This window comes from Rickettsia endosymbiont of Proechinophthirus fluctus (assembly GCF_001602635.1).
Taxonomy (GTDB): domain Bacteria; phylum Pseudomonadota; class Alphaproteobacteria; order Rickettsiales; family Rickettsiaceae; genus Rickettsia; species Rickettsia rickettsii.
On sequence record NZ_LECS01000001.1, the window covers coordinates 137,940 to 163,141 of the forward strand.

Sequence of the window (25,202 nt, forward strand, 5' to 3'; positions counted from 1 at the left end):
AATTTCAGCATATTACTCTTTTTTATTCAGCTTTTTTGGCTTTGTATACGGAAACCTGCTTGGCGTTTGCTTGGTCTTGCAATCATGACAATATCTTTTATATTTATGTCCTACTCCCCAAAGCCGGAATTAATATTTGATGCAAATCATATGGCGGTAGGCGTTAAAGATAGAGAAAATAAACTAGTAATACATGCTGATAAAATACCTGCTTTCAATAGAACTTACTGGGCTAATTGGTTTGGACAAAAAGATAGTATGGTGTTACCTTTAGAGAATAATATTTTTTAACCAACTACGAACAAAAAATTGTCATTAATAAAGATAATCATTGTGAGAAAGCCGAAATTCATATTAATCTCAATTATAAATCTAAATGCCGCGGGAGCTTAATAACGATTAATAAAGATTTTAAAAAAAGCCCTATTATACTTATCTTTTGCAATAAAAAGGAATATACGTAAAATCTTAGTACCGGACTGTTCTTGTTCTATGTCATTCCCACTTGACATTGTTGTGTGGATACTAAGTCGTTATTGCAAGCGACTGTAAGGAGCGTGGCAATCCAGAAAAATAATAAAAAAATGTTAAAAACTAGCATTTTTTACTGGATTGCTTCGTCAAAACTTACAGTTTTTCCTCGCAATGACGACTCAGTATCCACACAACAATGCCAAGTGGGAATGACATAAACGAGCCATATAACAAGGTCCAGTTTTTAGCTAGGATGACATCAAAGTCTTTTTAAAAACTATCCAATACTTTAGGTAAAATCGAATAATGCAAGTTACACACAAAATACTAAAAATCCCCTCAAAAGGATATAGAAAAATCTTGAGTCTCTTAAATGAAAAAGGACAAGCAAGACTTATAGGCGGCTGTGTACGTGATGCGTTACTAGATCTCTTGCATAACAAAACTAATAAAGAGGAATTTGAAGGAGACACGGAACGCAGAATCGCAATGTACATAAACGTACGTAAGGATTTGAGTACCGGATCGACGTACAAATTACCTTTAGAAGCAAGTTATCCAAGAGATCGACTTGAGAAAGGTAGCCGCGATATAGATATAGCTACTAATTTGACACCTAGTGAAGTAACAAATATTTTATCTGGAGCTAAAATAAAAACTATTCCGACCGGTTTAAAATTCGGCACGATTACAGCTACTTTAAATAATGAAAAATTTGAGATCACGACTCTTAGGAAAGATATTGAATGTAACGGCAGACATGCCAAAGTAATATTCACCAACGATTTTGCCGAAGATGCCGCAAGACGAGATTTTACTATTAATGCTTTAAGCTATTGTCCCTTTAAGAACGAGATATATGATTATTTTGAAGGGTTTAAGGATTTGCAGCAGGAAAAGGTTGTATTTATAGGGGAAGCTCTAGATAGAATTAAAGAAGATTATTTGCGAATTCTACGCTTTTTTCGGTTTTCTAGCTATTATGCGAATCAGCTTGATTATGGCAGCTTTAAAGCATGTAAAGCTTTAAAAGACGGCTTAAAAACTTTATCACGAGAGCGAATTAAAAGCGAAATGGATAAAATTATTGTTTCAAAAAAAGCAGCACAAATTTTAAAAGCTATGTTTGAAATAGGAATATTAGAACTAATATTCTCTATCCAAAATTATGAAATAAAATTTTTTGAACAGGCAAATGATTTTAAATTAGAATTAGTTACTCGATATGCACTCTTATTATATTGTCAAAAAGATTTAAATTTAAAGGTCTTTCTAGATTGGCAATTCTCAAAACATGAAGCAATGCAAATATTATCAATAACGAACTTTCTGAATGACGCTAAATTTAACATGAAAAAAATTTGGTTTGAAAAAAAGAATTATAAGGAATATTTATTAGCAGCTAGAATAATCGGTAAATTAAATCATTCACAAGTAAAAGAATTTATTCTTAAATATGATGCGTTATTACGTCCTAAATTCCAAGTAAACGGTAATGATTTGTTAAATATGAATATAGAAAAAAAAAAAATAGGAGCAAAACTAGAATATCTAAAAAATTTTTGGATAGAGCAGGATTTTAAACCTAGTAAATTAGAGTTGTTGGCGAAATTATGAGAGCTAGTACGTCAAACCGTCATTGCGAGGAAAAATTGAAAATTTTGACGAAGCAATCTTGTGCCAAAATCCTGAGATTGCCATGCTCCTTTCAGTCGCTAGCAATGACGATTTGGTATCAATGCAAGCAAACCTTCACAGAGATGACATACCTAGCATTACTATTCCTTACATTCCTCAGCCTTACTAGCTATGCTAAGCCTAAGATAGTTGTAAGTATTACGCCAATCGGCAGTATTGTTTCGATGCTTGTTAAGGATAAAGCGGATATCGAGAGCTTAGCTATTAGTAGTGACTGTCCACATCATTATAATTTAAAACCTAGTGATTTAGTAAAAGTCAAAAATTCTGATATAGCAATTTATATTAATGAACAATTTGACGGTTTTGCCGAGAAATTAATTGATAATCATAGCAAAAACATTATAAAAATCAGTGATATTAAATCTTTAACCACTATAAAAGATAATTGGCATACTTGGCTTGATCTTAATAATGCTGTGATTTTACTACAGGAATTTGCACAAATATTTAGTGAAAAATTTCCTGAGCTACAAGAAGATATTAATAATAACCTTTCAACAGCACTTAAAGAATTAAATAAGCTACAAGAGATTAAAAATAATGAGCTTGCAACGATAAAAGACGTAATTTTATTAAGTGACAGTAGCGAGTATTTTTTTCTTAATACTAATATTAAAACTGCAAAATTATATAGCGAAAGTCAAAAAAGCCTCCGATATATAAGCAAGCTAGAAGATTTAATTAAAGAGTCTAATAACAAATGTCTTGTTTTAAGTAATGAACAAAATTCACGATTATACGACAAATTAAACGCTAAAATAATAATATTAAATAGCGAAAACTGGAATGTGCAGAATATAGGTTCCAACACTTTTCAGAATCAATATTTACAAATGATTTATCAAGTTAAAAAATGCATACACTAAATAGCGAAGAAAAGACAAAGAAGCTTGCAAAGCTTTTAGCACAAAGCTTAAAACCAAATGATATAGTTTTACTTAACGGTGACCTTGGAGCAGGTAAAACATTTTTTTGTCGTGAAATTATTAAATATTTTTGCGGTGAAAATACAAGCATTATAAGCCCTACTTTTAACTTACTGCAAACGTATAAAGCATCTAACTTCACTATATATCACTATGACCTGTATCGTCTTAAATCACCTGAAGAAATTTATGAACTTGGATTTGAAGAGGCATTAAACAGCAATTTAATTTTAATAGAATGGTCTGAAATTATTAAGCATTTACTTACTCCGCCTTTAATCGAAGTAAATCTAGAAGTATTAGATAATAATAAACGTTTATGTAGTATAATAACAAATCATAAAGAAAATTCACAAGAATCTTCCCTTATTGATTTTTTACAAGATTCTCCGCTATTCGATACAAAACTTGATATTCAAAGAGATAAAAGCCCTACTAGAAAAGTTAAGTTATAATTATGAACTATTTAATTTTTCTTTTAACTAATTTATAAACTTTTCCATCATTTCTTTTTCCTATAAGAAAGATATTTAATATCTTATTTAAAAAATCCTTACTCTCTTCCTCTAATAAAAAACCACTTTTACTCGCATTTTTTGCTTGCATTGCCCAATACATATCTTCAAGCTGATCAATTTTCTCATATTCTTCATGTGATATAAGAACAACTATGAGCTTACCGTATTATTAATATCTAACTAATCAATTGTCATGTAATAAAAACGCCTTTTCAATAGGAAGTAATTTTAATTCCGGTAACATCGGCATAATTAAATCTATTCCGGCTTTTTCGTTACTATTACCGTGTACCAATATAAAAGAACCATTTTGAACTTTTTCGCCTTTAGCAAGCCATGCATTACTCCCAAGCGAAATAAATCCCAAATCTTTTAATTTTTCTATTAATGTTTGATCGGAAACTAATCCAGGAAAACGAAAGAAAGGTGACGGAGCAATATTATAACTTACTAATATTTTCCCTGCTTCTAATACTTCATTTTCAAAATCATCTTTATTGGAAAGAAGGAAATTATCTTCAAGAGGTTTATCTTTAAAATAAGGATGACTAAATGAATGATTAACCCATGTTATTTGTAAATAACCGTTTTCTTGTTGTTTTAATAACCATAAGAATTCTTCTGTATGCTTATTAATCCATAATCCTGAAACACATATAGCAATCGGAATAGGTTTATTTAGTTTGATCGATAATTCTACAAGCTTTTTAAAAAAATCTTCTTCAAAGCTTTTGGAAGAAGGACACATGTCAATTGTCAAGAACTGTCCTTTTACTTTATACATGCTACTCGTAGCACCGTAATTTTGTTGTATATAAGGTGTAGAGCTATATTTATTTAAAACTTTAATATACGGAGTTTTACTTAATTTTTTTAGAAGATTTTCTTTTTCTATTTTATTCGTAGGTAAAATTACCAGCTCTTGTAGGGCTATTTCAGTTTTAAAAGAATTCGGATCTACTAAAACGAAATATGATTTTTCATTATTTAAATAAGAACGAATAGCAATTCTTATTTTTTTATTTTCAGCAATTACAGGTAAAAATACCGGTTTATAATCAGTTATAATTACTGCTTTTTCACTTGCATAGCTTAAACTAAAAAACAATATTACAAAAATAAAACTTAAAATTCTTTTAATTTATTTGTCTCCATAACGCTCGTATAAAATTCCGCAATTTTCTCTTTTACAGCTAGAGGATCGTTCATTAAATTAACAGCACCTCTAAACTCTGCTGAATTCGGTAAACCGCTACTATACCAGCCAATATGCTTACGTGCAATAGGTACGCCCACAGATTCACCATAATAATCAAGTATTGCCTTATAATGCTCGGTTACGATATCTAGCTGCTCTGCTATAGAGGGAGCAGATTTTTCTTCACCTGTTTTAAGATAATGATCAATTTGTGAAATAAGCCAAGGTTTGCCATATGCTCCTCTACCGACCATAATACCGTCTGCACCAGATTTTTGTAGGGCTTCTTTTGCCTTAGCAAAATTAGTAATATCACCATTAGCAATAACCGGAATCTTTACCGATTCTTTAACTGATCGTATAAAATCCCAATCGGCATTACCGGAATAAAACTGGCATCTAGTTCTACCGTGAACGGTAATCATCTGAACACCTGAGCTTTCAGCAATTTTGGCTAAAGTCGGAGCGTTTTTCGTATTATCATCCCAACCCATACGCATTTTAACGGTTACCGGCAGCTTAACTGCTTCAACGGTAGCTTCAAAAATTTTAGCTGCCAGCTGCTCATCCCTCATTAGAGCCGAGCCTGAATAACCGCCTACTACTTTTTTCGTCGGACAGCCAAAATTAAGATCGATAATTTTTGCCCCCATACCCTCATTCATTTTAGCAGCTTCTGCTATCACATTCGGCTCACAGCCTGCTAGCTGTACGCAAGCACTTGTTGCATCATCACGCATAATGGCACTTTTTTTTAGTGACTGCCTAGATTCCACAATCATTGCTCTACTTGCTACCATTTCAGAAACTACAAGCCCTGCACCAAATCTTTTCACTAACCTTCTAAATTCCAAATCCGTAACACCCGACATTGGAGCTAGTATAATATTTGAAGAAAGCTCAATATTGCCGACTTTGATCATAAAAACCGTTATAAAAATAAACATTCATGATATCATAATTAAGTATTTTTGTCTAATATTACTAATTAAGAATAGACAAAAGCCGACTAATCTATTATAAGCTTAAGTTATATTGCCTTATACCCTAATAAATGAAAGAATAGTATAGACGAAGATCAACTTGGAAAAGACCAAGGAGTCTGTAAGTCGAAGAGCGGAGCGTATGCTAATACGTGAGTATCCGAGGACTTACAAAAACGACGAAGCCAAATTTTCAAGTTCATCGAGTATATACGGCCACGTAGCTCAGTCGGTAGAGCAAAGGACTGAAAATCCTTGTGTCGTTGGTTCAATTCCAACCGTGGCCACCACTATTCCTTACTTTAAATCCCGTTACGTTATTTTATATCTTCAATTAAATTTCTATTGCATCTGCAAACTTATTTTTGTAATTTTAATTAACTTTAGGTTAATAAGGATAAATTATGTTTATACGTATAAAAAATTTTTGGAATACATAAAGAATCAACACCTGAAGAATCAGATGAAATATTATATAATCAACTAATATCTTTACTAGAAAAATTAACGTGTGTAATACACACAAAAGATGAAGATAAAAAAGAAATTGAAAAATTAATTGATAAAATAAAAAATACTAATTTATTTAATCAATCCGATGAGGATGGTAATACAGCCTTAATTTTAGCTGCTGATGCAGGTTTAGAAGAAGATTGTTTCAAACTTATTACCAAGATGTCTGACGAGGCTATATTAATACGATCGAGAATATACGTGGTCAGCCTGCATTAACAAAGGCTATGTGACGTGATTTAGATAATGTTTGTATAGAGCTTATTCCAAGAATGTTTGAGGAAAATATTAACTCTATTGATAAATTCGGAAGGACATTGTTAATGCTTGCATCCAAAAAAGGCATAATAGCAGTTTTTCTAGAGTTTATTAAGCTGCTGCCACCTGAGATGATTATTCGTGCTGATAATAATGGGAATATGGCTGCAAGCTACGCAGATACGGACAAAGCATTTGCCGAGGTAAGGGAATTATTGCAAGAAAAACAACAAAATTTATTAAAAAATTTAGCTTCATTTCTAAATAAAACTTTTTTATAACAATGGTTTAGATAATTTTTTTAAAATTGCATATGCTACAAAATTCTATAAAAAAGTGAAAGTAAATAAGGAACTATCAGCATCTTATTTACAAGAACAAAATAATAATCCTAAATCTATTATAATAACGATGAATAATTTTATGAAATTATTCCCATTTGCCATTGCAGGAGTATATACAACCGGAAATTCAATCGGATTCTAACCCCCCTTTTTACATTTATCATGCTTACCAAATGAAGCAATATGTTGTATTATCTCCCACTTAGAAAATGAAAAATGGGGGATAGATGTTGAGTTGTCTGGAAAAAGTAGCGCTACATAGGATTAATAAAAAGGGACAATTTTGCCTTCATCCTTAATTTTTATGATGCTTACAAATTTTGTTATACAAAAAAATATTACTTAATATACTGTCACTTAGTGGAGCAAATCGTCTATACTCTTCTGCTTTCAAAAATTGCTCTTTCATTTTATCAAGGATTCGCATCCTCACCCCTCAAAATAAAATTCAATTCTTGAAAGCATTTGAGTATACTTGCCTCCACCATTTAAATTCTGCTTATTTATTACTCCCAGTTAATCAGTTTTTTAAAGTAATTAATTTTAATATAACAAAAAGTAAATTTCATTACTTTTTAAAGCTCGTATGTTCAATACAAAATCATTCTTATCATAGATAAAAAATTTAACTAAGTTTAGATATAATACAGTGCCAAAAATAATTGAACGGAATAAACCAAGCGATGCTTTTGAAAGTTGTTTATCGATTATAAGTATAATTTTCGGTATGGTAAATTGAATAAATTTCTAATTAATTTGTAGTAAGAATATTATGTGTAAAGTTTTTTAACTAAAATAAATTCTATTCTTAATTCCCTATTTATACCATTTGGATAAATTTCATGTAATTAAGTCTTTGTCTTTAATAAAAAAATCTAGATATGGCTCAATAATAGCTATTTCTACTGTTTTAGTGTTCATAATGGCTTAGTTCTCATTAGTTAAACTTAAATGATTCAAGTTTGATCACCAAGAAGCTAAGTTAAAGCCCGATTGGTGATCATGGAGTTAGAAACACCGTCAACAAGAACAGCTGAGTAGTTTTTAGGCTTAAAGTTAATACTCTAAGCCCTGAACATGACTACTACACCTCCCCGACCGTAAAATATCGAGGAATAAACCAATTTAACAGTGATTTTACCGCCTGTTAATGGAGGTTTCTATACTCCAGAACAACCTTAGCTGTTCCAAGATGATTCTAAGCAAAACTTTAAACAAGTCAATATGATTATTGATTTCAAAAATTGGTATTGCTCGCATGACTCGTTTTATGTCATTCCCGCTTTCGCGGAAATGACATCAAGTGGGTTTTTCGAGCCATGCAACAAAGCTTACAGTCGTTTGCAATGACGATATCAATCTTTATTTTGCAATACCTTTTATGCTATCTGTAAAACAAGATTAAAACGAATAGCAGGTTATCCACTCGCGTTGTTATAATACAAGGCTATCATTAATCGTTTACTCCTAGTCCTGCAAGCATTATATTCTCTATTCTCATCACATAGTCATAAGTTGCAGAATAACCTGAATTTATTAATGCTTCTTTTTGTTCAGCGATATCAAAACTTAAAGCTGATATATTATGATCATCAATAAAAACTGTTCTATCATGATTCTGAAAACAACTTATCAAGTCAAAGTTTGTGAGAACTTCAGCTAATGCATATAGTTGATCCACAACAGTAGTAGTATCCACAAACGGTTTAGGTTCTGTACCATTCTGATAAGCTTCTAATATTTCTTTATTGATTGGTTTAAACCCAAGAGTTTTATAATTTTTATTATCTGTTTGAAGGAGGCTTCGTGCTGCAGTTTTATCATCAAACACCTTAACCAGGTAATTATTCGTAACTCCACCATCCACATATGTTGAAACTACTCCTTGAACAGTTTTTTGTACGGACTGAAAATATATTAGGAAAAGCCCCTGAAGCGTATACGAATTTTACAACTTTCTCATCAGGAACATTTTCATAAGATAGAATTTCCGGAAATTGAGTACTGAGATTAGTACACACTACGTATAAATCTATATTTGTTTTTTGACTGTCATGTAGCTGTTTAAAAGTAATATCGGGGTCAAATCTCTTGTTTTTTAATATTGCCTTAAAAATTCTTCTAGATATTTCTCAGAATTTAATCCTCCGTAGAATACAAGATTATACACTTGGTCCTATTTACTAGTATGATCTGAAAATTTATCAAAATCAATTTTCTTAAATATATCCTCAATTTCTTCCGGTTGATATCCTAGTGCTATGGAGAAAGCAGCTATTGCACTACCGGAAGCTCCAACTACTTTCTGGATATTTTTTTAAACAATCTTTGTCTTTTAGCCCCTGCATACGCGATGACTTTACTCCACCACCTACAAAGGCTAAGTTCTTTATTTCTAACATTTTCAATACCTTGATTTAGTTAATATAATTTAGGCTTTATTAAAAGACATTAGATTATTAATATTTTTGTAAAAATTGATAAGATTTATACTAAAATAGCTACAATACATTAATTTAATTCTTCTTAATAAAACGTAAATTAATATTTGTGGCTTTTTATCTATTTTTTTCCTAGATCTTACAATCAAGTAGATGTTGTTGCGTGGATCGGTTTTTCCATCATTGCGAGGAATTTGCATAGCAATTGACGAAGCAATCTCAGGAGTTTGTTATTATTTCATGAGACTGCCACGCAGCCTACGGCTGCTCGCAATGACGATATCATTCTTTACTTAGCAATACCTTTTATTCCACCTGTAAATTTTGTTGCATAATAAAACTATCACTTATATACTGTCGCTAATGATTAATTTGCTTAAAGTTATATGGTAAGTAGTAATTTTTATAAAAACCTAGGGCCACGAAAACTAACAGCAATTATAGATTTTTTACACGATATTATAGCACCTCCTAAGATTCATGAAGATATAGCTATTCATGATATTAAAATTCTGCAGGAAGCATCACCAAATGATATTAGCTTTTTAAGCAATCCTAAATACTCCGAATTTTTAAAAAATACCAAAGCTGCTGCTTGTATAGTGCCGAAAAATTTTACGGGAGAAGCAAATCCAAATACTGTTTTATTACACGCCCAGAACTCACATTTTGCTTACGGCAAATTAATAGATTTTTTTTATGCTCCTATTAAATCATACCCTACTAAAATAATGAAATCCGCTATTGTTGCAGATTCGGCGACTATCGGAAAAAATTGTTATATAGGTCACAATGTAGTTATTGAAGACGATGTTATTATAGGTGATAATAGTATTATAGAAGCTGGAAGTTTTATAGGTAGAGGAGTAAATATCGGCAGAAACGCTAGAATAGAACAACATGTTTCAATAAATTATTCAATTATAGGCGACGACGTCGTAATACTTGCAGGTGCAAAAATTGGACAGGACGGGTTTGGATTTTCTACCGAAAAAGGCGTACATCACAAAATATTTCATATAGGAATAGTTAAAATCGGCAATAATGTTGAAATTGGTGCAAACACTACTATTGATAGAGGATCACTTCAAGATACAATTATAAAAGATTTATGCCGCATAGATAATTTAGTACAAATAGGGCATGGCGTTAAAATAGGTAAAGGCTCTATTATCGTAGCACAGACAGGTATAGCAGGAAGTAGCACGATCGGTAAATATTGTGCTCTTGGAGGGCAAGTAGGAATCGCCGGACATTTAAATATAGGCGACGGGGCACAGGTAGCGGCACAAGGCGGTGTAGCACAAAATATAGAAGCAGGTAAAATTGTCGGCGGCAGTCCTGCAATTCCTATTATGGATTGGCATAGACAATCCATTATTATGAAACAATTACTAAAGACCTCTAATAGCAAATTAAAAAAGTAGCTTGTTATTAAAAAGAACTTTGTTGTTGCATGAATACCTGAGTCGTCATTGTGAGCAGCCATAGGCTACGGTGGCAATCCAAAAAAATTAGCAAAAAGTGCTGATTTTTAGTACTTTTTACTAGATTGCTTCGTCAATTATTTCATAATTTCCTAGCAATGACGGAAAATTTACATTAAAGAAGAGATCTAAATAAATGATCATAGATATTACCGAAATCATGGATTGGATACCTCATCGCTATCCATTTTTATTAGTAGATAGAGTACTTAAAATTGATCCTAACAAATCAATAACAGGTATTAAAAACGTTACTGTTAACGAACCGCAATTTACAGGACATTTTCCGGCAAGACCTGTTATGCCCGGTGTTCTAATGGTTGAGGCTATGGCACAATTAGCTGCTATATTAGTTGCTAAATCTTTAGGTTCTACTAAGAATAAAGAAGTGTTTTTAATGACTATCGAAAATGCAAAATTTCGTAGAATTGTTCAACCAGGGGATACTATGCATATCCACGCTGTTATTGATCAGCAAAGAGCTAACGTATGGAAATTTTCAAGTACGGTTACGGTCGAAGGTGAAATAGCTGCAGAAAGTAAGTTTACCGCAATGATTAAAGATAAAACATAGGGACATAGTGTCAAATTCTAATATCCATACTACAGCTGTAATTGCAGAAGGTGCAAAGCTTGGTAAAAACGTAAAAATCGGACCGTATTGTATTATAGGTCCTGAAGTTGTGCTTCATGACAATGTCGAGCTAAAATCCCATGTAGTAATTGAAGGGATTACCGAAATCGGCGAAAATACCGTAATCTATCCTTTTACATCAATAGGTCAACCTCCACAAATCTTAAAATATGCTAATGAGCGATCAAGCACGATAATTGGCTCTAATAATACTATTAGAGAATATGTTACGGTACAAGCAGGAAGCCAAGGCGGCGGAATGATGACAAGAGTAGGAAATAATAATTTATTTATGGTTGGCGTCCATATAGGTCATGATTGTAAAATCGGCAATAATGTAGTATTTGCTAATTATGTAAGCCTAGCAGGTCATATTGGGGTAGGTGATTATGCAATAATCGGCGGACTGTCTGCCGTACATCAATATGCTAGAATCGGTGAATATTCGATGATCGGCGGGCTATCGCCAGTCGGAGCAGATGTAATACCGTTTGGGCTTGTAAGTAGCAAACGTGCGGTGCTTGAGGGCTTAAATCTAATCGGTATGAATAGAAAAGGGTTTGATAAAGTAAAGTCTTTAAATGCTTTAAAAGCTATCGAAGAAATCTTCTCAGGTGAAGGTAATTTTGCTGAGCGTATAAAACAAGTTGCTGAGAAATATAACAATAATTCTATAGTAATACAAATTATCGATTTTCTTAATCAAGATAGTAGTAGAGCATTTTGTCATTTTGAGAAGTAAATTTATTTAACTAGCAATATGTAACACTTTGTGTTACAATTAAATATTATAAGGAGGATAAAAAGTATTACGACTAGTATACGCTTAGAAATAAATTTAAGTAAAAACTTGAAAAAGTAACTTATGATTTACACCGTGAAAAAAGCTGGATAATTAGGTGAAGCAATACGTATATATCTTAAACAACTAGAAAATTCAGACCTAGCCAAAGAAGCTAAACGTCAATCCTTATTAGCTAGTAAAGAAAACAATCCTGATGCCAACTTATGGTTAAAACACAATGAAGAAAGTTGGTTAGATGAATGGAAATAATAGAAATTAAAAAAAGATATATTGTTGCTTGGTGTAATATCTGGGGAGATTATGGTAAACCTCGCCCCGCTGTTGTTGTTCAATCTAATTTATATAAAAATCATCCCAGTATAACAGTTTGCCTTCACAACGGATTTAATAGATGCCCCACAACTTTTCACCTGTTATTGAATCCTACAGAGCTAAATGGTTTTAATTTAGAATTTCATATTATGGTTGATGAAATTAGTGCTATAAGAAGTGATAAAATTCAAAAAAATTGGTGAATTATCACCTGAACAACTAGAAGAGTTAATTGAAGCTATTATATTAAATAATGGATGAATTAGCCACTAATTTTCTCATTTTTTCTTGCAAAGAGTTTTGGCGTAAACGAGTTTTCAAGCTCTTAAAATCAACTATTTCTGCATTTTGATTTTGGTGGCTACATGCAAAAATATATTTCTGCTCTCCTTTAACTTTTTGAATACATTGTCCGCAAATTCCTTTCATCATACATTGCATCGATGAATTAACGCTAATTATTATTTTTGTATTTTCACTGAATATTTCATTTTTTAGACTTTGCAATTCTTCTATTATTTCAGGAGAAGCATTAATTATTACTATATCCACTGAAACTAATTTACGGATTTTTATATCAGGATAGGTAACAAATATAACTTCATTATTATTTTCTTTTAGAACTTTTAATAAGCCTATATTACCGACTTCGAAATCAACAATAACTATTTTTTTATTTTGAGGTATTTCTAGCGGCGAACCTGTCGGTCCCATTAAAACTACTTTCTCATTTTCGGATAATGTTTTACATAAGCTAGTAGATTTACCGACTTCAAAAACTATAAAGCTAATTAAGCCTTTTTCTACATCAATATCGATAGGGCTTAAGGCTACAGACTCTATTAACTTAGCAGCATCTTCAGAATAATTTTGTAAGCGAAAAAACTGTCCGAACTTAAAATTTTTAGCAGCAAGCGGCGAATGAATTATCAACTCAAAAGTTTTATCATCTAAAATATTTATTTTATTAACCCTAGAAGTCAGCAAATAATCAAGCTGCGTACAAAAATCTTTATAACTACCTTTAAAGCTAGGATTATTATTTATAAGTTTTTTGTTAATAGCGTCGTACCCTTCTTTGGTACTAGCAAGAGCCTTCACTACACTACCCGAATATTTAGGATTACAATCACCGAAATAGCTATATTTATCCTCATCGAATTGAGTGTTATTTTCTATACCGATTGCCATAATCACGGTTTTGGTTTTGATGTCATTGCGAGGAAATGCGTAGCATTGACGCGGCAATCTTGTTAAGCCAAACTCCTGAGATTGCCACGCAGTCTTTGACTGCTCGTAATGACGGTTTCGATTCTCAAACTCCATAGATTCCACATGACCGTATTTATCAACATTAATCCTTAAAGGTTGCATATTTTCCTTAAAATCAACACCGAGTGCTAATGCATATATTAGCTCCTCGTGATTTAATTTATATGCCGGCGAATCTTGCAATCTTCCACGATAGTAGACAGTAGCACCCCCAAGCTTATTAAAAACCTTTCTTAATTCTTCATTATTCTTAGCTTCTTTAAACAATTTTGCATGAGCAATAAATTCTTCAGCTATTTCTTTATCTTCCTCTGTTAAATCTTTTTCTATATAATCTTCGGCAAATTCCTCTACTTGTTTTTTATAGTAATATAAACTTTCCGTTGCTGCGTCTAAGGAAGTAAGACCGCCGCCTATTACCGCAATCGGCATCCTAATTACCATATTAGTACTAGAATTTTTCAAAAATGCCCCTCCGTTTTGCAAAGTCATTAAGAAATCAGAAGCCGTTTTTACGCCCTTAGCTTCAAAATTTTCTATATCCAAAACTTTCGGCTGGCCTGCTCCAATGCAAAAAGCTATATAATCAAAACCCAAATCGAAAGCTTGTTCTTTCGTTATATTAAAATCTAAAGCTACTCCGTCATAATATTTGAAATTATTATTTCTCTCTAATATTAGCCGCAATATATCGAGATTGTTTTTATCCCACCGAACAGTAATCCCATATTCCGCTACCCCTCCAAATCCTCTTGGCATTCTTTCCGATAACAAATTTTTATATTCATGCCAAAATTTTATAGGCTTATGAACGTCAAAAGGCAGTAGAGTAATTCTTAAACCGTCAATAGCCACAACATTATGACCTGACCGTAATAAATAATAGCTAAGACTAAAACCTGCAGGACCAAGACCGGTAACTAAAATATTATAATTAGTAGGTTCTTTCGGAAGCGGTGCATAAATATTAAGCGGATTCCAACGAGTAAGCAGTAAATATATCTCTAAGCCGTAAGGTAATTTAAGTGTTTCTTCTAAAATATTTGATTCTATTAATGGGATATTTACCGGATCTTGCTTTTGGTAAATACAAGCTTTTGAGCAATCATTACAAATTCTATGACCTGTTGCTGCAACCATCGGATTATCAATAACGATAATAGCAAGAGCACTTAGGTTAAAACCTTGTGCCTTAACACAGTTCATTTCAGAAATTTTTTGTTTTAACGGGCAACCTTGTTTTAAATCCGTCATTGCAAGCAACTGCAAGGAGCGTGGCAATCTCGTCAAATCTCCTAAGATTGCCACGTCGCTTTGCTCCTCGCAATGACGATTCTGAGGTTGCAGTAATCCCTTAGAACAGCTATCCTTATCTTGCTTATGGCAATAAATACAATAATGAGAATGGTTTAAAGCTTCATCTAGATTTAAAAAAGAATCTGTATAGTCAAAATCTACTCTCTCATTTTTTTGATATTTTAATATTTTTTTATCGTCTATTAGATTTTCTTTATCTAGTTTTTGTGGGAGGTTGAATAGGATGTTATCCTGTGGCTTGATACTCTCACACAAATAAACCCTATACGCAGCATACCTAGCTGCTATGTCTAATTCTTCTGCAAAACTTTCTTCTGCCTGTTGCCATATAATTATTTGTTTGGCAAATTCTCTAGAAGTAAAATTTGCACCTATTAAATCAGTTAGTTTTAAATACACATCTTCAAAATCAATATCTTTTATTTTTTCCAGTGGATATTTTTTTACGGCAACACGTTGAACAAATTTTCTTTTACATTCATAAATAATATCAAAATCTTTATGTTTTAACCTTAATATCGTTACTTCTTTTGAAATACAAAATAACTCTGCTAAAAAATCGTCTAAATGAGGGGAAATTTTTAGCAAAAATTCGGAATAATCTTTTGGAATAATGGAGAGAGGAGTCGATCTAAATAACATTAAATCTTTATGCAAAGATCTATCAGCTTTAAAGAGATAATCTAAAAATATTTGATCTAATTTTTTAAGTCCGGTTAAATCTAATTCATTAAAATCTAGATTAAAACCAAGTTTCATAAATAATAAATAACTCTTTTAGAAAATTGTCTATAAATTAAATAACTGATACAAACAGTAATAAATGCAACTATAATAGACTTAACTATCAGCATCATATCCGGTAATGTTCCGTCAATCACCAACGCTTGTACGGGTCTTATAACTAAAAAGAACGGATTAAATTCAAAATATATCTTTTTAGACTCCGGAATTAGCGAATATGGATAAACTATCGGTATACTCCAATAAATAACTCCAAGAATAACACTCAACATTTGCGGAATATCTCGAATATATGGCGTTAAAAATGCTACTGCGATAGAACCACTAATCACACATATTATTAAGGGCAAAATTAATATCGGCATAAATATTATTTGCCAAGAAAATTTTTCTGGAAATAATAAAATAAAAGCAAAATACATTGCCGAAAATGAGCAAATTAAAGTATATAATTGCCCTAAACTATCCGCAACAGGAAAAAAAGTCTTAGAAATTCTAACTTTTTTTATTATTTGATCACGTATAACTAAAGAACTTGAACAAATCGTTAAGCTGCTTACTATAAAACTCCACAAAGGAATACCACCGACTAAGTTCATTACCATAAATTCTCTCGGCTGTCTTAATAAAAAACCGAAAAAATATGAAATTACCATTATGTGAATAAAAGGCTGAATTAAACTCCATAAAGAACCTAAAAAAGAATCTTTATTTTGCCTAATTATAGAAGCTTTAACTAGTAATGCTATTGCCCGCCAGTATTTTTTAGAAAAAAAATACTTTATCATTTATGAATTTCCTTGTTGTTGGTTATAGATTTTAAACATTTCCGATGGTGTACCATCACCTATAATATTGCCGTCTTTTAATAAAATACATCTATCGCAATTATCTTTTATAATTTCTTCTTGATGGCTTACTATTATTGAGATAGGAGTATTTTTAAATTTATTCTTCATTAAACTAAGAGATTTTTCTATAAAATAGCTATCGCCTGCCGCAAAAACTTCATCAAGTAATAGAATCTGCGGATTTTGAAATATTGATACAGAAAAAGCAAGACGTGATAACATACCGGAGCTATAAATTTTTATCGGTAAATCAATTTTACTACCAAGTTCTGAAAAATCTATAATTTCTTTTTCAATTTTTTTGCTATATTTATCCAGCATATTATTATATAGCATTAACATTTTTATATTTTCACGACCAGTTTGCTCAGACTCAAAACCAACTCCCATATCTATAATTGCCGCAATATCTCCATGAACTTTGACTGTACCGGATTTTAACGGATATATTCCAGCGATTAACTTTAGGAACGAACTTTTTCCCGAACCGTTACTCCCTATAAAAGCTATTTTTTCTCCCTCATAACAAGAAAAATTAATATTGTTTAATATAGGTATATTTGGAGAAAGAGAGACTCCTTTTTTCAAGAAGAAATGCTTTAAACCTTGAGCTCTTTTATGAGTATCAATACCTTCAACATAACCATTAGTTATCTCTATAAATACTTTTGGATAGCTAAGTGACATAAATAAATATTAAATAGATTTATTAATCCAATCTAAAAGAGAATTTTTTTGTTGCAAACCTATTTTAGTATCTTTTTGTTCACCATTTTTAAATAACATTATCGTTGGAATACTACGAATACCGTATTCTGAAGGAGTGTTAGGATTTTCATCAATATTCATTTTAAGTACTTTTACTTTGCCTTGTAATTCTTTACTGATTTCATCTATTATCGGCATTAACATTTTACACGGTCCGCACCATTCTGCCCAAAAATCAACCAGTACAGGTAAATCTGATTCTAATACTTCCTTTTTAAAAGAGCTATCCATTACGTTATTTACCATAAATTCCTCTATGTTTTTGTAGCATTGTCCATATGGCTTTTATGTCATTCCCGCTTTTAACAGCCTTATTGCATAACTCGTTTATGTCATCCCCGCGTGTAGACGGGGATGACATCGAGTAGGTTTTTCAATCTATACAACAAAGTCGCTTTTAGCTAGGAATGACATAGTGTTGCTTTCGGATTCATATGGACAACACCTATATTTATAAATAAAATTATAAAGTACAGGCTTCTACTTGTAAATAATGAAAATCTTTTTATTTATTATATTTATTTTTTCTATTATAATATATTCGCATTATTAAAGCTGCTGTTTCCTCTATTGATCTAGTCGACACATCAATTACCGACCAATTTCTTTGATCACAAATTTTTCTGACTTCTAGGCACTCTTTTTGTACTATATTAAAATCCGTATAGCTTTTATTTTCGTTAATTTGTAATAGATTTAATCTAGCTTCTCTTATCTCAATTAACCTATTTGGATTAATAACGAGTCCTACTACCAATTGATCTATATCTTTTTCTATAAAATCAGGAAAGGGGCAATTATAAACATAAGGAATATTGGCAGCTTTTAAACCGTTATACGCTAGAAATACGGAAGTCGGTGTCTTAGAAGTTCTAGAAGGACCTATTAATATTATATCAGCCTCTGATAATTCATTAAGCATTTGTCCGTCATCATGTCTTATAGCATAATCTATGGCATTAAGTGTATCAAAATAAGTTTTATCAAATTTATAATTGTAATTCTGTTCTTTTTCTATTTCAATACCTGAAAAAACAGACATTTCTTTAATAATTTTACCTATTACAGAAATACATGGAATTTTTAATTCATAGCAAAATTTCGTTAAAGTTTTTCGGAGTTCTTGATCGGCAATCGTGTATAATACTATCCCATGTTTATGTTCTATTTTACTTAATACTTCATTTAGCAATTCCAAATTTCTGATCATTGGCCAATGATATAATTTTGGTTTTACGGAAGTAAATTGTGCAATGGCAGAATTTGCTGCATATTTTGCAGTTTGCACGGAAGAGTCTGAAACTAAGTGAATAATTAGCTTTGTCATACTTTACACATGTAATTGTGGATAAATTTTTTAATAACTTATTATTTTTCCTATTAAAACCTATTAAAAATTTCCTCAAATCCTTATTAAATCAAGTAAATCTAGTGTATTTTCTTTTAAATAAATAGTTTGTGGATAAAATTGTGAATAAATATCATTTTTCTTTGAAAAAATAGTCTTTTCTAAACTAGAAATGAATTTTACACTTAATTATCCACTTGTATAAATTCATTACAAACTTATGTGAATATAATTAAAAATACCTATATTTTTAAGAAAATTTTAATGAAAATTTTGTTGATAACTCTGTTTAAAACATTTAATCTACATAATTCTATTTATATAAACGACAAATAATAAATATATTTATTATTTTAATATTCTTAGTAATAACATGAAGCAAATTATAAATCCATTAAAAGGAAATAATAATAAAGTACCTATTTGGTTTATGCGTCAAGCAGGTAGATATTTGCCGGAATATAAAAAAGTAAGAGAAACAACAAAAAATTTTCTAGATTTTTGTTATGATGTTAGCAAAGCAACAGAAGTAACCTTACAACCGATAAAACGTTATGGATTTGATGCAGCTATTATTTTTTCCGATATATTAGTTTTACCTCATGCTCTTGGATGGGAAGTGGATTTTAAAGAAAAAATAGGGCCTATATTAAAGCAATTCAAATCACAAGAAGATTTTAAATATCTGCAAATCAATCCGAATTATAAATTAGAAAAGGTTTATGAAATAATAAAAAAAGTAAAAAAAGAATTACCATCCCCCATTTCTTTAATAGGATTTGCAGGTAGTCCTTGGACAGTGATGAGTTACATGTTAGAGGGAAAAGGAAAACAGGATTTTAAAACGAGCAAAAAATTCATATATGAAAATAAAATACTTGCTGAAGAATTATTAAATTTTATTACGGAAAAAACAGCTGATCATCTTATAAATCAAGCAAAATCTGGAGCAGATGTTTTAAAGCTTTTTGATTCATGGTCAGGAGTACTTGCAGAAGAGGAATTTACTGAATTTGTAATAGAGCCGACAAAAAAGATTATACTAAAAGTAAAAGAAGTTTTTCCAAAAACTCCTATAATTGCTTTTCCTAAAGGAGCAGGATTATTGTACGAAAAATTTATAAAAGAAGTACCGATAGATGTTTTAGCTGTAGATCAAATGGTTCCTCTTGAAAAAATGAAAGAGTGGAGTGATAAAGTAATAGTACAAGGTAATTTAGATCCGGTTGTATTATTAACTAATAAAGAAATTATTAAAGAAAAAACTTATAAAATTCTTCAGGCAATGAAAGGAAAGAATTTTATCTTTAATTTAGGACATGGTATTTTGCCTGAAACACCTACAGAAAATGTAGAATTTTTGACAGAATATGTTAGGTTATATGAAGAAAAGAATAGCAATAGTACTTTTTAATTTAGGCGGTCCAAAAAACCTTAAATCAGTGAAGCCTTTTCTATTTAATCTATTTTATGACAAAGCTATAATTAATCTACCAAATCCTTTGCGTTATATTATCGCTAAAATAATTTCTATTACTAGAGAGAAAAAATCTCAAAAAATTTATTCTTTAATCGGTGGTAAATCTTCTTTACTGCAGGAAACAGAGGAGCAGAAATTAGCACTAACCGAAAAGCTAAAGCAACTTATAAAAGAAGATTTCGCTATTTTTATAAATATGAGATATTCAGCACCGTTTGCTAAAGAAGTAATAGGTCAAATAAAAAAATATAATCCAAGCGAAATAATATTATTGCCTCTATATTCTCAATTTTCAAGTACTACGACAGGATCATCAGTTAAAAATTTTTTACAAAACCTTGATATTGATATTCCAATTAAAACAATTTGCTGTTATCCTCTAGAAAAAGATTTTATAAAAGCTCATGTTTCATTAATTAAAGAAAAACTATACGATAAAAATTTTCGTATATTATTTTCTGCTCACGGGTTACCCGAAAAAATAATAAAAGCAGGTGATCCTTATGGTTTTCAGATAAAAGAAACAGTACAAGCAATAGTTAAAGAATTAAATATAAAAGATCTAGATTATAAGATAACTTATCAAAGTAGAGTAGGACCTATAGAGTGGTTAAAACCTAATACGGAAGACGAAATAGAGCTAGCAGGAAAGTTAAAAAAAGACATAATTATCGTACCTATATCCTTTGTATCCGAGCATGTTGAAACACTAGTAGAGCTTGATATTGAATATAAATTAATCGCAGATAAATATAAAATTCAATATACCCGAATTCCGACACTTGGAACAAATAAAATTTTTATTAATAGTTTGACAAATATATTGCTACGATTTATTAATAAGGTTGATACTAATTTAGTTATGAGTAGCTCTAGTACAAGAATATGTCCAAACGAATTTACTAAATGTTTGTGTAAATTAACAAGTTAATAAGGAAAAGAATGGCAAGTTACTATCTATGGTTTAAGTCAGTCCATCTGATATCTGCTATATGTTGGATGGCAGGGCTTCTTTATTTACCTAGAATATATGTTTATCATATCAAAGCTAAAATAGGTAGTGAGCTAGATAGTACTTTACAAGTGATGGAGCTAAAATTACTCAGATTCATTATGAATCCAGCAATGATTAGCACATTTATTTTTGGTTTAATAAATGCTCATATTTACGGGTTTGTTGCTCTTGATACTTGGTTTCACATTAAAATGTTTGCAGTATTAGTTTTAGTGATATTTCACGGTTTACTTGCAAGATGGCGAAAAGATTTTGCAAATGGTAAGAATGTCCATTCAGAAAAATTTTATTGCATAGTTAATGAGATTCCGGCTATTTGCATGATTGTTGCAGTGATTATGGTTATAGTGAAACCATTTGACTAGTATATACTCTTTGTTATTTGAAAAGGGATTGTTAAAGATATATCGTCATTGCGAGCAGGAAATAATAACAAACTTCTAATATTGTGTTTCGTCAATATTTTCTTTTGAAGTAAACTCTGCTACGAGTTCAGGTAGGCTCTTGTTAGTTTGGTTGGATATGTAGTTACTCCCGATTAATTAAACTAAAGCATTGCTTTTAAGCTCTGGACATTCCTATTATAACTGACTTTTGGTAGAGATTGCTACACCCCGAAATAGTGTTTTACTATTTCAGTTAAAGCTTATACCTAACTTTCTTTGGTGGTTTTCAGTAGTCGACGTAGTAGGAGCATTGACTGATAGTAGTGACCCTGGAGCTTATTGAAGAAAACTAAAACAAAGGTTAAATGAAGAAAAAAGTGAGGTCATGACAAACTGTCACGGACTGAAATTAACTGCCACAGATGGAAAAAATATATAACAGACTGTGCAAATACAGAGTCATTACTTCGTATTATACAATCTATTTCGTCTCCAAAGGCAGAACCATTTAAACAATGGCTTGCAAGTCGGTTATGAGAAGATTCAAGAAATTTCTGATCCGGAAAAGTCAATTGATAGAGCAAGGGATAATTGGAAACGACACGGTTGTAGCGAGAAATGGATTCAACAACGTATGATGGGGCAGGAAACACGAAACAAATTAACTGATTACTGGAAAAACCATGAAGTATAACAAAAGAGAATGAATTTGCTATATTAACTAATATTATTCATCAAGAATGGGCTTAAAGAACACAAAAATATTAAGGGCTTAACAAATCAAAATTTACGTGATCACATGAATGAAGCAGAATTAATTTTTACTGCTCTTGCTGAATTATCTACTTCGTCAGGTAGAGAAACCAATAATGTAACAGGAATGGAAAGAAAATAAGGTTGCAGGTAAAATAGGAGGAAGTATAGCTAAAAACGCTAAAACGGCCTTGGAAAATAAAACTGGTAAAAAAGTAATCTCAACAGAACATTATTTACCGTCTAAACTTACAAAGTAAAAATTTTTGTTATAGTGAAATGCATTGAATTAGGTGACATTTTTTAATAATATATCTCATATCGTAAATGGGTTGGCATTCGCTATATCCTTAAAAAAAATTGGTTTTGTGGAAAATACTCTCACTTTTGACAGAAGTTTCAACACACCGAAACAGCATTTTGCCATTCCGGTTATGATTTTAAAAAAGTCAATTAAACTTTACTTCAGGTGGCAATGACATTAATATTGCTTCGACATTTCCATCAGTCATTAAGCCGAATTTAGTACCGCGGTCATATAGCAAATTAAATTCTACATATCTACCTCGCCTTATAAGCTGGTATTCTTTCTGCTCAGCTGTCCAAGGTAAAAATAACTTACTTCTAACGATTTCAGGATATACCGACAACAAAGTCTTACCTACGTCCTGTGTAAAGGCAAAATCCTGTTCAAAATTACCATTATTTAAGTAATCATAGAATATTCCGCCTACTCCTCTCGGCTCTTTTCGATGCTTTAGATAAAAATATTCATCACATTGCTTTTTGAATTTAGGATAATAGCTAGAATCATACTTATCGCACGCTTCTTTAAAAGCTGCATGAAACTTTACAGTTTCGTTTTTTTCCGGATAAAAAGGTGTTAAATCGCCACCGCCGCCAAACCAACTTTTAGAAGTTTCTATATAACGAGTATTAAAATGCATAGCGGGAATTAACGGCGATTTAAGATGTGCGACTAATGAAATGCCTGTTGCAAAGAATTTCCCGTCTAGCTCTGCTCCTGGAATTTCGTTGCGGAATTCGGGAGAAATTTTACCAAATACGGTAGATATATTAACCCCGACTTTTTCAAATACTGCTCCTTTCATGAGAGACATGACACCGCCACCGCCGCCGTTACGTTGCCAGCTTGAGCGTACAAACTTAGCCGGTTTTAAACCTTTGGTTTGTGCATATTCTTCTTCGATTTTTTCAAATTCTTTGCACAATAAATCACGTAAATTAGTAAACCAACTACTTGTTATTTCTTTATTTTCTATGTTCATAATTATTAAGCAACGATTTAATTACTTTCCTCATCATATACATAATCACTAAAAATACGGCGGCAATGATCATAATATAAAAAGCCGGAGCATAAAATAAGCCTGTGCGCTCTACAAGCCAACGAGAAATAATAGGTGAAGTTCCGCCGAATATCGCTATTGCAAAATTGTAGCTGAAAGCAACACCGGTAAACCTTTGTTCTGCCGTAAACAAGGATATAACGAGTATATAAGCTGTACCTGCTGTGCTTCCTGCAAGCATACCAAGTATTGTAAGAGCTATAATTTGTTGCCACATCTCTTCTGTCGACATAAGTAACATGGTCGGTAAAATCAATATCAAGATAGCAACACCAACAAGCATTGCCATTTTAAATTTTCCGATAATATCGGCAGTACCGCCGGCAAGCGGCATCGCTATCATCGCAATAAACGAACTATACGCTAAATATGATAAAGCAATAGTATTACTAAGATGCATTACATTATAATAGAAAACATTTATATATGTTTTTACTAAATACATAACGCTGCTAGCGATAGCACCTATACACATAGTTAAAAACATCGATCTCCAAGCAGTTCTAATTACATTGGAAAAAGGTGCTTTAAGAACTTGTTTCTTTTTCTCAAGCATTTTAAAAATCGGTGTTTCCGATACGCGCAATCGCAAGTAAAATCCTGCAAGACCCATAAATCCGCCAAGCAGAAAAGCAAAACGCCAAGCAAAATCTATATGAGAGAAATAACGTTCTATTATAATACCGATAAGTGTTGCAATTAAGGTACCGGCGATATTTGAACCATGTACTAAACCTGCCGTAAAACCCGGTCTTAAATTTTGACGATGTTCAAGGATAAAAATAGCCGCTCCCGTTCCTTCACCGCTAATACATAAACCTTGAATAAGTCGCATTATAACTAGAGTTATAGGGGCATACATCCCAATACTTGCATATGAGGGTATGAGACCCATAATAAAGGTCGGAATAGTCATACCTAGCATCGAGATTATCAAAGCGATACGTCTACCGTATCTATCACCGATATAACCGAATAATATGCCTCCTATCGGTCTTGTCAGAAAGCCAACCGCAAATACTCCAAGGCTTAGAAGAATTTTAATGAATTCTGATTCGCCTGGAAAAAAAACTTGTCCAATAATCAGCGAAAAAACTGAATATACCGTAAAGTCATAATATTCGAGTACATTACCTGAAATAGCAGATAAAAAAATAAACTTAGACCTATTATTCATAGAGCTTTAAATAATTTAATTACTAATTGGTTATTATAGACAAGTTACATAATTTATAAAGTATAATTTATAATAATAATATTTAATTGTCGGTATTTTCTTGTGGTGATAGTAATATGTTTTTGTG

24 protein-coding genes, 1 tRNA gene and 2 pseudogenes are annotated in these 25,202 nt (G+C 31.6%); 16 read left to right on the forward strand and 11 right to left on the reverse strand.

Features of this window, described 5'->3' with window-relative positions:
- Positions 1–84 precede the first annotated feature (84 nt).
- From BG75_RS00700 to tsaE, 4 genes are all read left to right on the forward strand, one after another.
- Positions 85–291, forward strand: a complete 207-nt coding sequence (locus BG75_RS00700; RefSeq protein WP_062811067.1) for a hypothetical protein — start codon at positions 85–87, stop codon at positions 289–291.
- Between the two features lie 489 nt (positions 292–780).
- Positions 781–2,091 carry a palindromic element RPE1 domain-containing protein gene (locus tag BG75_RS00705; RefSeq protein ID WP_062811068.1) on the forward strand — a complete coding sequence of 437 codons (1,311 nt, stop codon included), beginning with the start codon at positions 781–783 and terminating at the stop codon, positions 2,089–2,091.
- Positions 2,088–3,041 carry a metal ABC transporter solute-binding protein, Zn/Mn family gene (locus BG75_RS00710; RefSeq protein WP_062811069.1) on the forward strand — a complete coding sequence of 318 codons (954 nt, stop codon included), beginning with the start codon at positions 2,088–2,090 and terminating at the stop codon, positions 3,039–3,041. The genes BG75_RS00705 and BG75_RS00710 overlap by 4 nt, the downstream gene beginning before the upstream one ends.
- Entirely contained in the window at positions 3,029–3,556 is a 528-nt protein-coding gene (tsaE, locus tag BG75_RS00715) for a tRNA (adenosine(37)-N6)-threonylcarbamoyltransferase complex ATPase subunit type 1 TsaE (RefSeq protein ID WP_062811070.1), read from the forward strand. Before BG75_RS00710 ends, tsaE begins: the two co-directional genes overlap by 13 nt.
- Before the next feature lie 7 nt (positions 3,557–3,563).
- Here the strand turns inward: tsaE and BG75_RS08915 are convergent, their stop codons facing one another.
- The 3 genes from BG75_RS08915 to dusB all read right to left on the reverse strand — a co-directional run bounded on the left by BG75_RS08915 (position 3,564) and on the right by dusB (position 5,740).
- The gene (locus BG75_RS08915; protein ID WP_217284866.1) at positions 3,564–3,707 is read right to left on the reverse strand and encodes a hypothetical protein; all 144 of its coding nucleotides are present in this window, start codon (positions 3,705–3,707) and stop codon (positions 3,564–3,566) included.
- Positions 3,708–3,803: 96 nt separating this feature from the next.
- Positions 3,804–4,760, reverse strand: coding sequence for a polysaccharide deacetylase family protein (locus BG75_RS00720; RefSeq protein WP_156468954.1), 957 nt, complete (start codon positions 4,758–4,760; stop codon positions 3,804–3,806).
- Positions 4,745–5,740: a tRNA dihydrouridine synthase DusB gene (gene dusB / locus BG75_RS00725; RefSeq protein WP_062811154.1), complete on the reverse strand. Its 996-nt coding sequence runs from the start codon at positions 5,738–5,740 to the stop codon at positions 4,745–4,747. The genes BG75_RS00720 and dusB overlap by 16 nt, the downstream gene beginning before the upstream one ends.
- Positions 5,741–6,014: 274 nt before the next feature.
- Between dusB and BG75_RS00730 the strand changes: the two genes are divergently transcribed.
- A tRNA-Phe gene (locus BG75_RS00730) sits at positions 6,015–6,090 on the forward strand.
- 495 nt (positions 6,091–6,585) lie between these two features.
- Complete coding sequence (locus tag BG75_RS00735; protein WP_062811072.1) at positions 6,586–6,852, forward strand: hypothetical protein; 267 nt, start codon at positions 6,586–6,588, stop codon at positions 6,850–6,852.
- Between the two features lie 1,516 nt (positions 6,853–8,368).
- Here the strand turns inward: BG75_RS00735 and BG75_RS09260 are convergent.
- Positions 8,369–8,782, reverse strand: a complete 414-nt coding sequence (locus tag BG75_RS09260; RefSeq protein ID WP_252903544.1) for an alpha/beta hydrolase — start codon at positions 8,780–8,782, stop codon at positions 8,369–8,371.
- A 960-nt stretch (positions 8,783–9,742) separates the two neighbouring features.
- On the opposite strand from BG75_RS09260, the gene lpxD reads away from it, so the two are divergent.
- The 5 genes and pseudogenes from lpxD (at position 9,743) to BG75_RS00765 (ending at position 12,797) form a co-directional block, all read left to right on the forward strand.
- A complete protein-coding gene (gene lpxD / locus BG75_RS00750) occupies positions 9,743–10,783 on the forward strand; it encodes a UDP-3-O-(3-hydroxymyristoyl)glucosamine N-acyltransferase (protein WP_062811074.1) in 1,041 nt (346 codons plus the stop codon).
- 196 nt (positions 10,784–10,979) lie between these two features.
- Positions 10,980–11,417 (forward strand): 3-hydroxyacyl-ACP dehydratase FabZ, encoded by a 438-nt coding sequence (gene fabZ / locus BG75_RS00755; RefSeq protein WP_004997000.1) that lies wholly within the window; start codon positions 10,980–10,982, stop codon positions 11,415–11,417.
- A gap of 7 nt (positions 11,418–11,424) precedes the next feature.
- A complete protein-coding gene (lpxA, locus tag BG75_RS00760; RefSeq protein ID WP_062811075.1) occupies positions 11,425–12,219 on the forward strand; it encodes an acyl-ACP--UDP-N-acetylglucosamine O-acyltransferase in 795 nt (264 codons plus the stop codon).
- 30 nt (positions 12,220–12,249) lie between these two features.
- A pseudogene (locus BG75_RS10435) lies at positions 12,250–12,531 on the forward strand (CopG family ribbon-helix-helix protein).
- 24 nt (positions 12,532–12,555) lie between these two features.
- Positions 12,556–12,797 (forward strand): annotated as a pseudogene (locus BG75_RS00765) (type II toxin-antitoxin system PemK/MazF family toxin).
- Between the two features lie 43 nt (positions 12,798–12,840).
- Here BG75_RS00765 and BG75_RS00770 read toward each other — a convergent pair.
- The 5 genes from BG75_RS00770 to BG75_RS00790 all read right to left on the reverse strand — a co-directional run bounded on the left by BG75_RS00770 (position 12,841) and on the right by BG75_RS00790 (position 18,873).
- A complete protein-coding gene (locus BG75_RS00770; protein ID WP_062811076.1) occupies positions 12,841–15,942 on the reverse strand; it encodes an FAD-dependent oxidoreductase in 3,102 nt (1,033 codons plus the stop codon).
- The gene (locus BG75_RS00775; protein ID WP_062811077.1) at positions 15,939–16,715 is read right to left on the reverse strand and encodes an ABC transporter permease; all 777 of its coding nucleotides are present in this window, start codon (positions 16,713–16,715) and stop codon (positions 15,939–15,941) included. The genes BG75_RS00770 and BG75_RS00775 overlap by 4 nt, the downstream gene beginning before the upstream one ends.
- Positions 16,716–17,465, reverse strand: coding sequence for an ABC transporter ATP-binding protein (locus BG75_RS00780; protein ID WP_004997012.1), 750 nt, complete (start codon positions 17,463–17,465; stop codon positions 16,716–16,718). It lies immediately after the preceding gene.
- Positions 17,466–17,474: 9 nt separating this feature from the next.
- Positions 17,475–17,792 (reverse strand): thioredoxin, encoded by a 318-nt coding sequence (gene trxA, locus BG75_RS00785; protein ID WP_062811078.1) that lies wholly within the window; start codon positions 17,790–17,792, stop codon positions 17,475–17,477.
- 259 nt (positions 17,793–18,051) lie between these two features.
- The gene (locus BG75_RS00790) at positions 18,052–18,873 is read right to left on the reverse strand and encodes a pyruvate, water dikinase regulatory protein (RefSeq protein WP_062811079.1); all 822 of its coding nucleotides are present in this window, start codon (positions 18,871–18,873) and stop codon (positions 18,052–18,054) included.
- A 394-nt stretch (positions 18,874–19,267) separates the two neighbouring features.
- Between BG75_RS00790 and hemE the strand changes: the two genes are divergently transcribed.
- The 5 genes from hemE (at position 19,268) to BG75_RS09270 (ending at position 22,469) form a co-directional block, all read left to right on the forward strand.
- Positions 19,268–20,308: a uroporphyrinogen decarboxylase gene (hemE, locus tag BG75_RS00795; RefSeq protein ID WP_062811080.1), complete on the forward strand. Its 1,041-nt coding sequence runs from the start codon at positions 19,268–19,270 to the stop codon at positions 20,306–20,308.
- Positions 20,265–21,305: a ferrochelatase gene (gene hemH, locus BG75_RS00800; protein ID WP_062811081.1), complete on the forward strand. Its 1,041-nt coding sequence runs from the start codon at positions 20,265–20,267 to the stop codon at positions 21,303–21,305. The genes hemE and hemH overlap by 44 nt, the downstream gene beginning before the upstream one ends.
- An 11-nt stretch (positions 21,306–21,316) precedes the next feature.
- On the forward strand, positions 21,317–21,754 hold the full coding sequence (hemJ, locus tag BG75_RS00805; protein WP_062811082.1) for a protoporphyrinogen oxidase HemJ: 438 nt from the start codon (positions 21,317–21,319) through the stop codon (positions 21,752–21,754).
- Between the two features lie 495 nt (positions 21,755–22,249).
- Complete coding sequence (locus BG75_RS09265; protein WP_252903565.1) at positions 22,250–22,312, forward strand: hypothetical protein; 63 nt, start codon at positions 22,250–22,252, stop codon at positions 22,310–22,312.
- On the forward strand, positions 22,296–22,469 hold the full coding sequence (locus BG75_RS09270) for a hypothetical protein (RefSeq protein ID WP_252903545.1): 174 nt from the start codon (positions 22,296–22,298) through the stop codon (positions 22,467–22,469). Before BG75_RS09265 ends, BG75_RS09270 begins: the two co-directional genes overlap by 17 nt.
- A 508-nt stretch (positions 22,470–22,977) precedes the next feature.
- Here BG75_RS09270 and hemF read toward each other — a convergent pair.
- A complete protein-coding gene (hemF, locus tag BG75_RS00815; RefSeq protein ID WP_062811083.1) occupies positions 22,978–23,817 on the reverse strand; it encodes an oxygen-dependent coproporphyrinogen oxidase in 840 nt (279 codons plus the stop codon).
- A complete protein-coding gene (locus BG75_RS00820) occupies positions 23,801–25,075 on the reverse strand; it encodes an MFS transporter (protein ID WP_062811084.1) in 1,275 nt (424 codons plus the stop codon). The genes hemF and BG75_RS00820 overlap by 17 nt, the downstream gene beginning before the upstream one ends.
- Positions 25,076–25,202 lie beyond the last annotated feature (127 nt).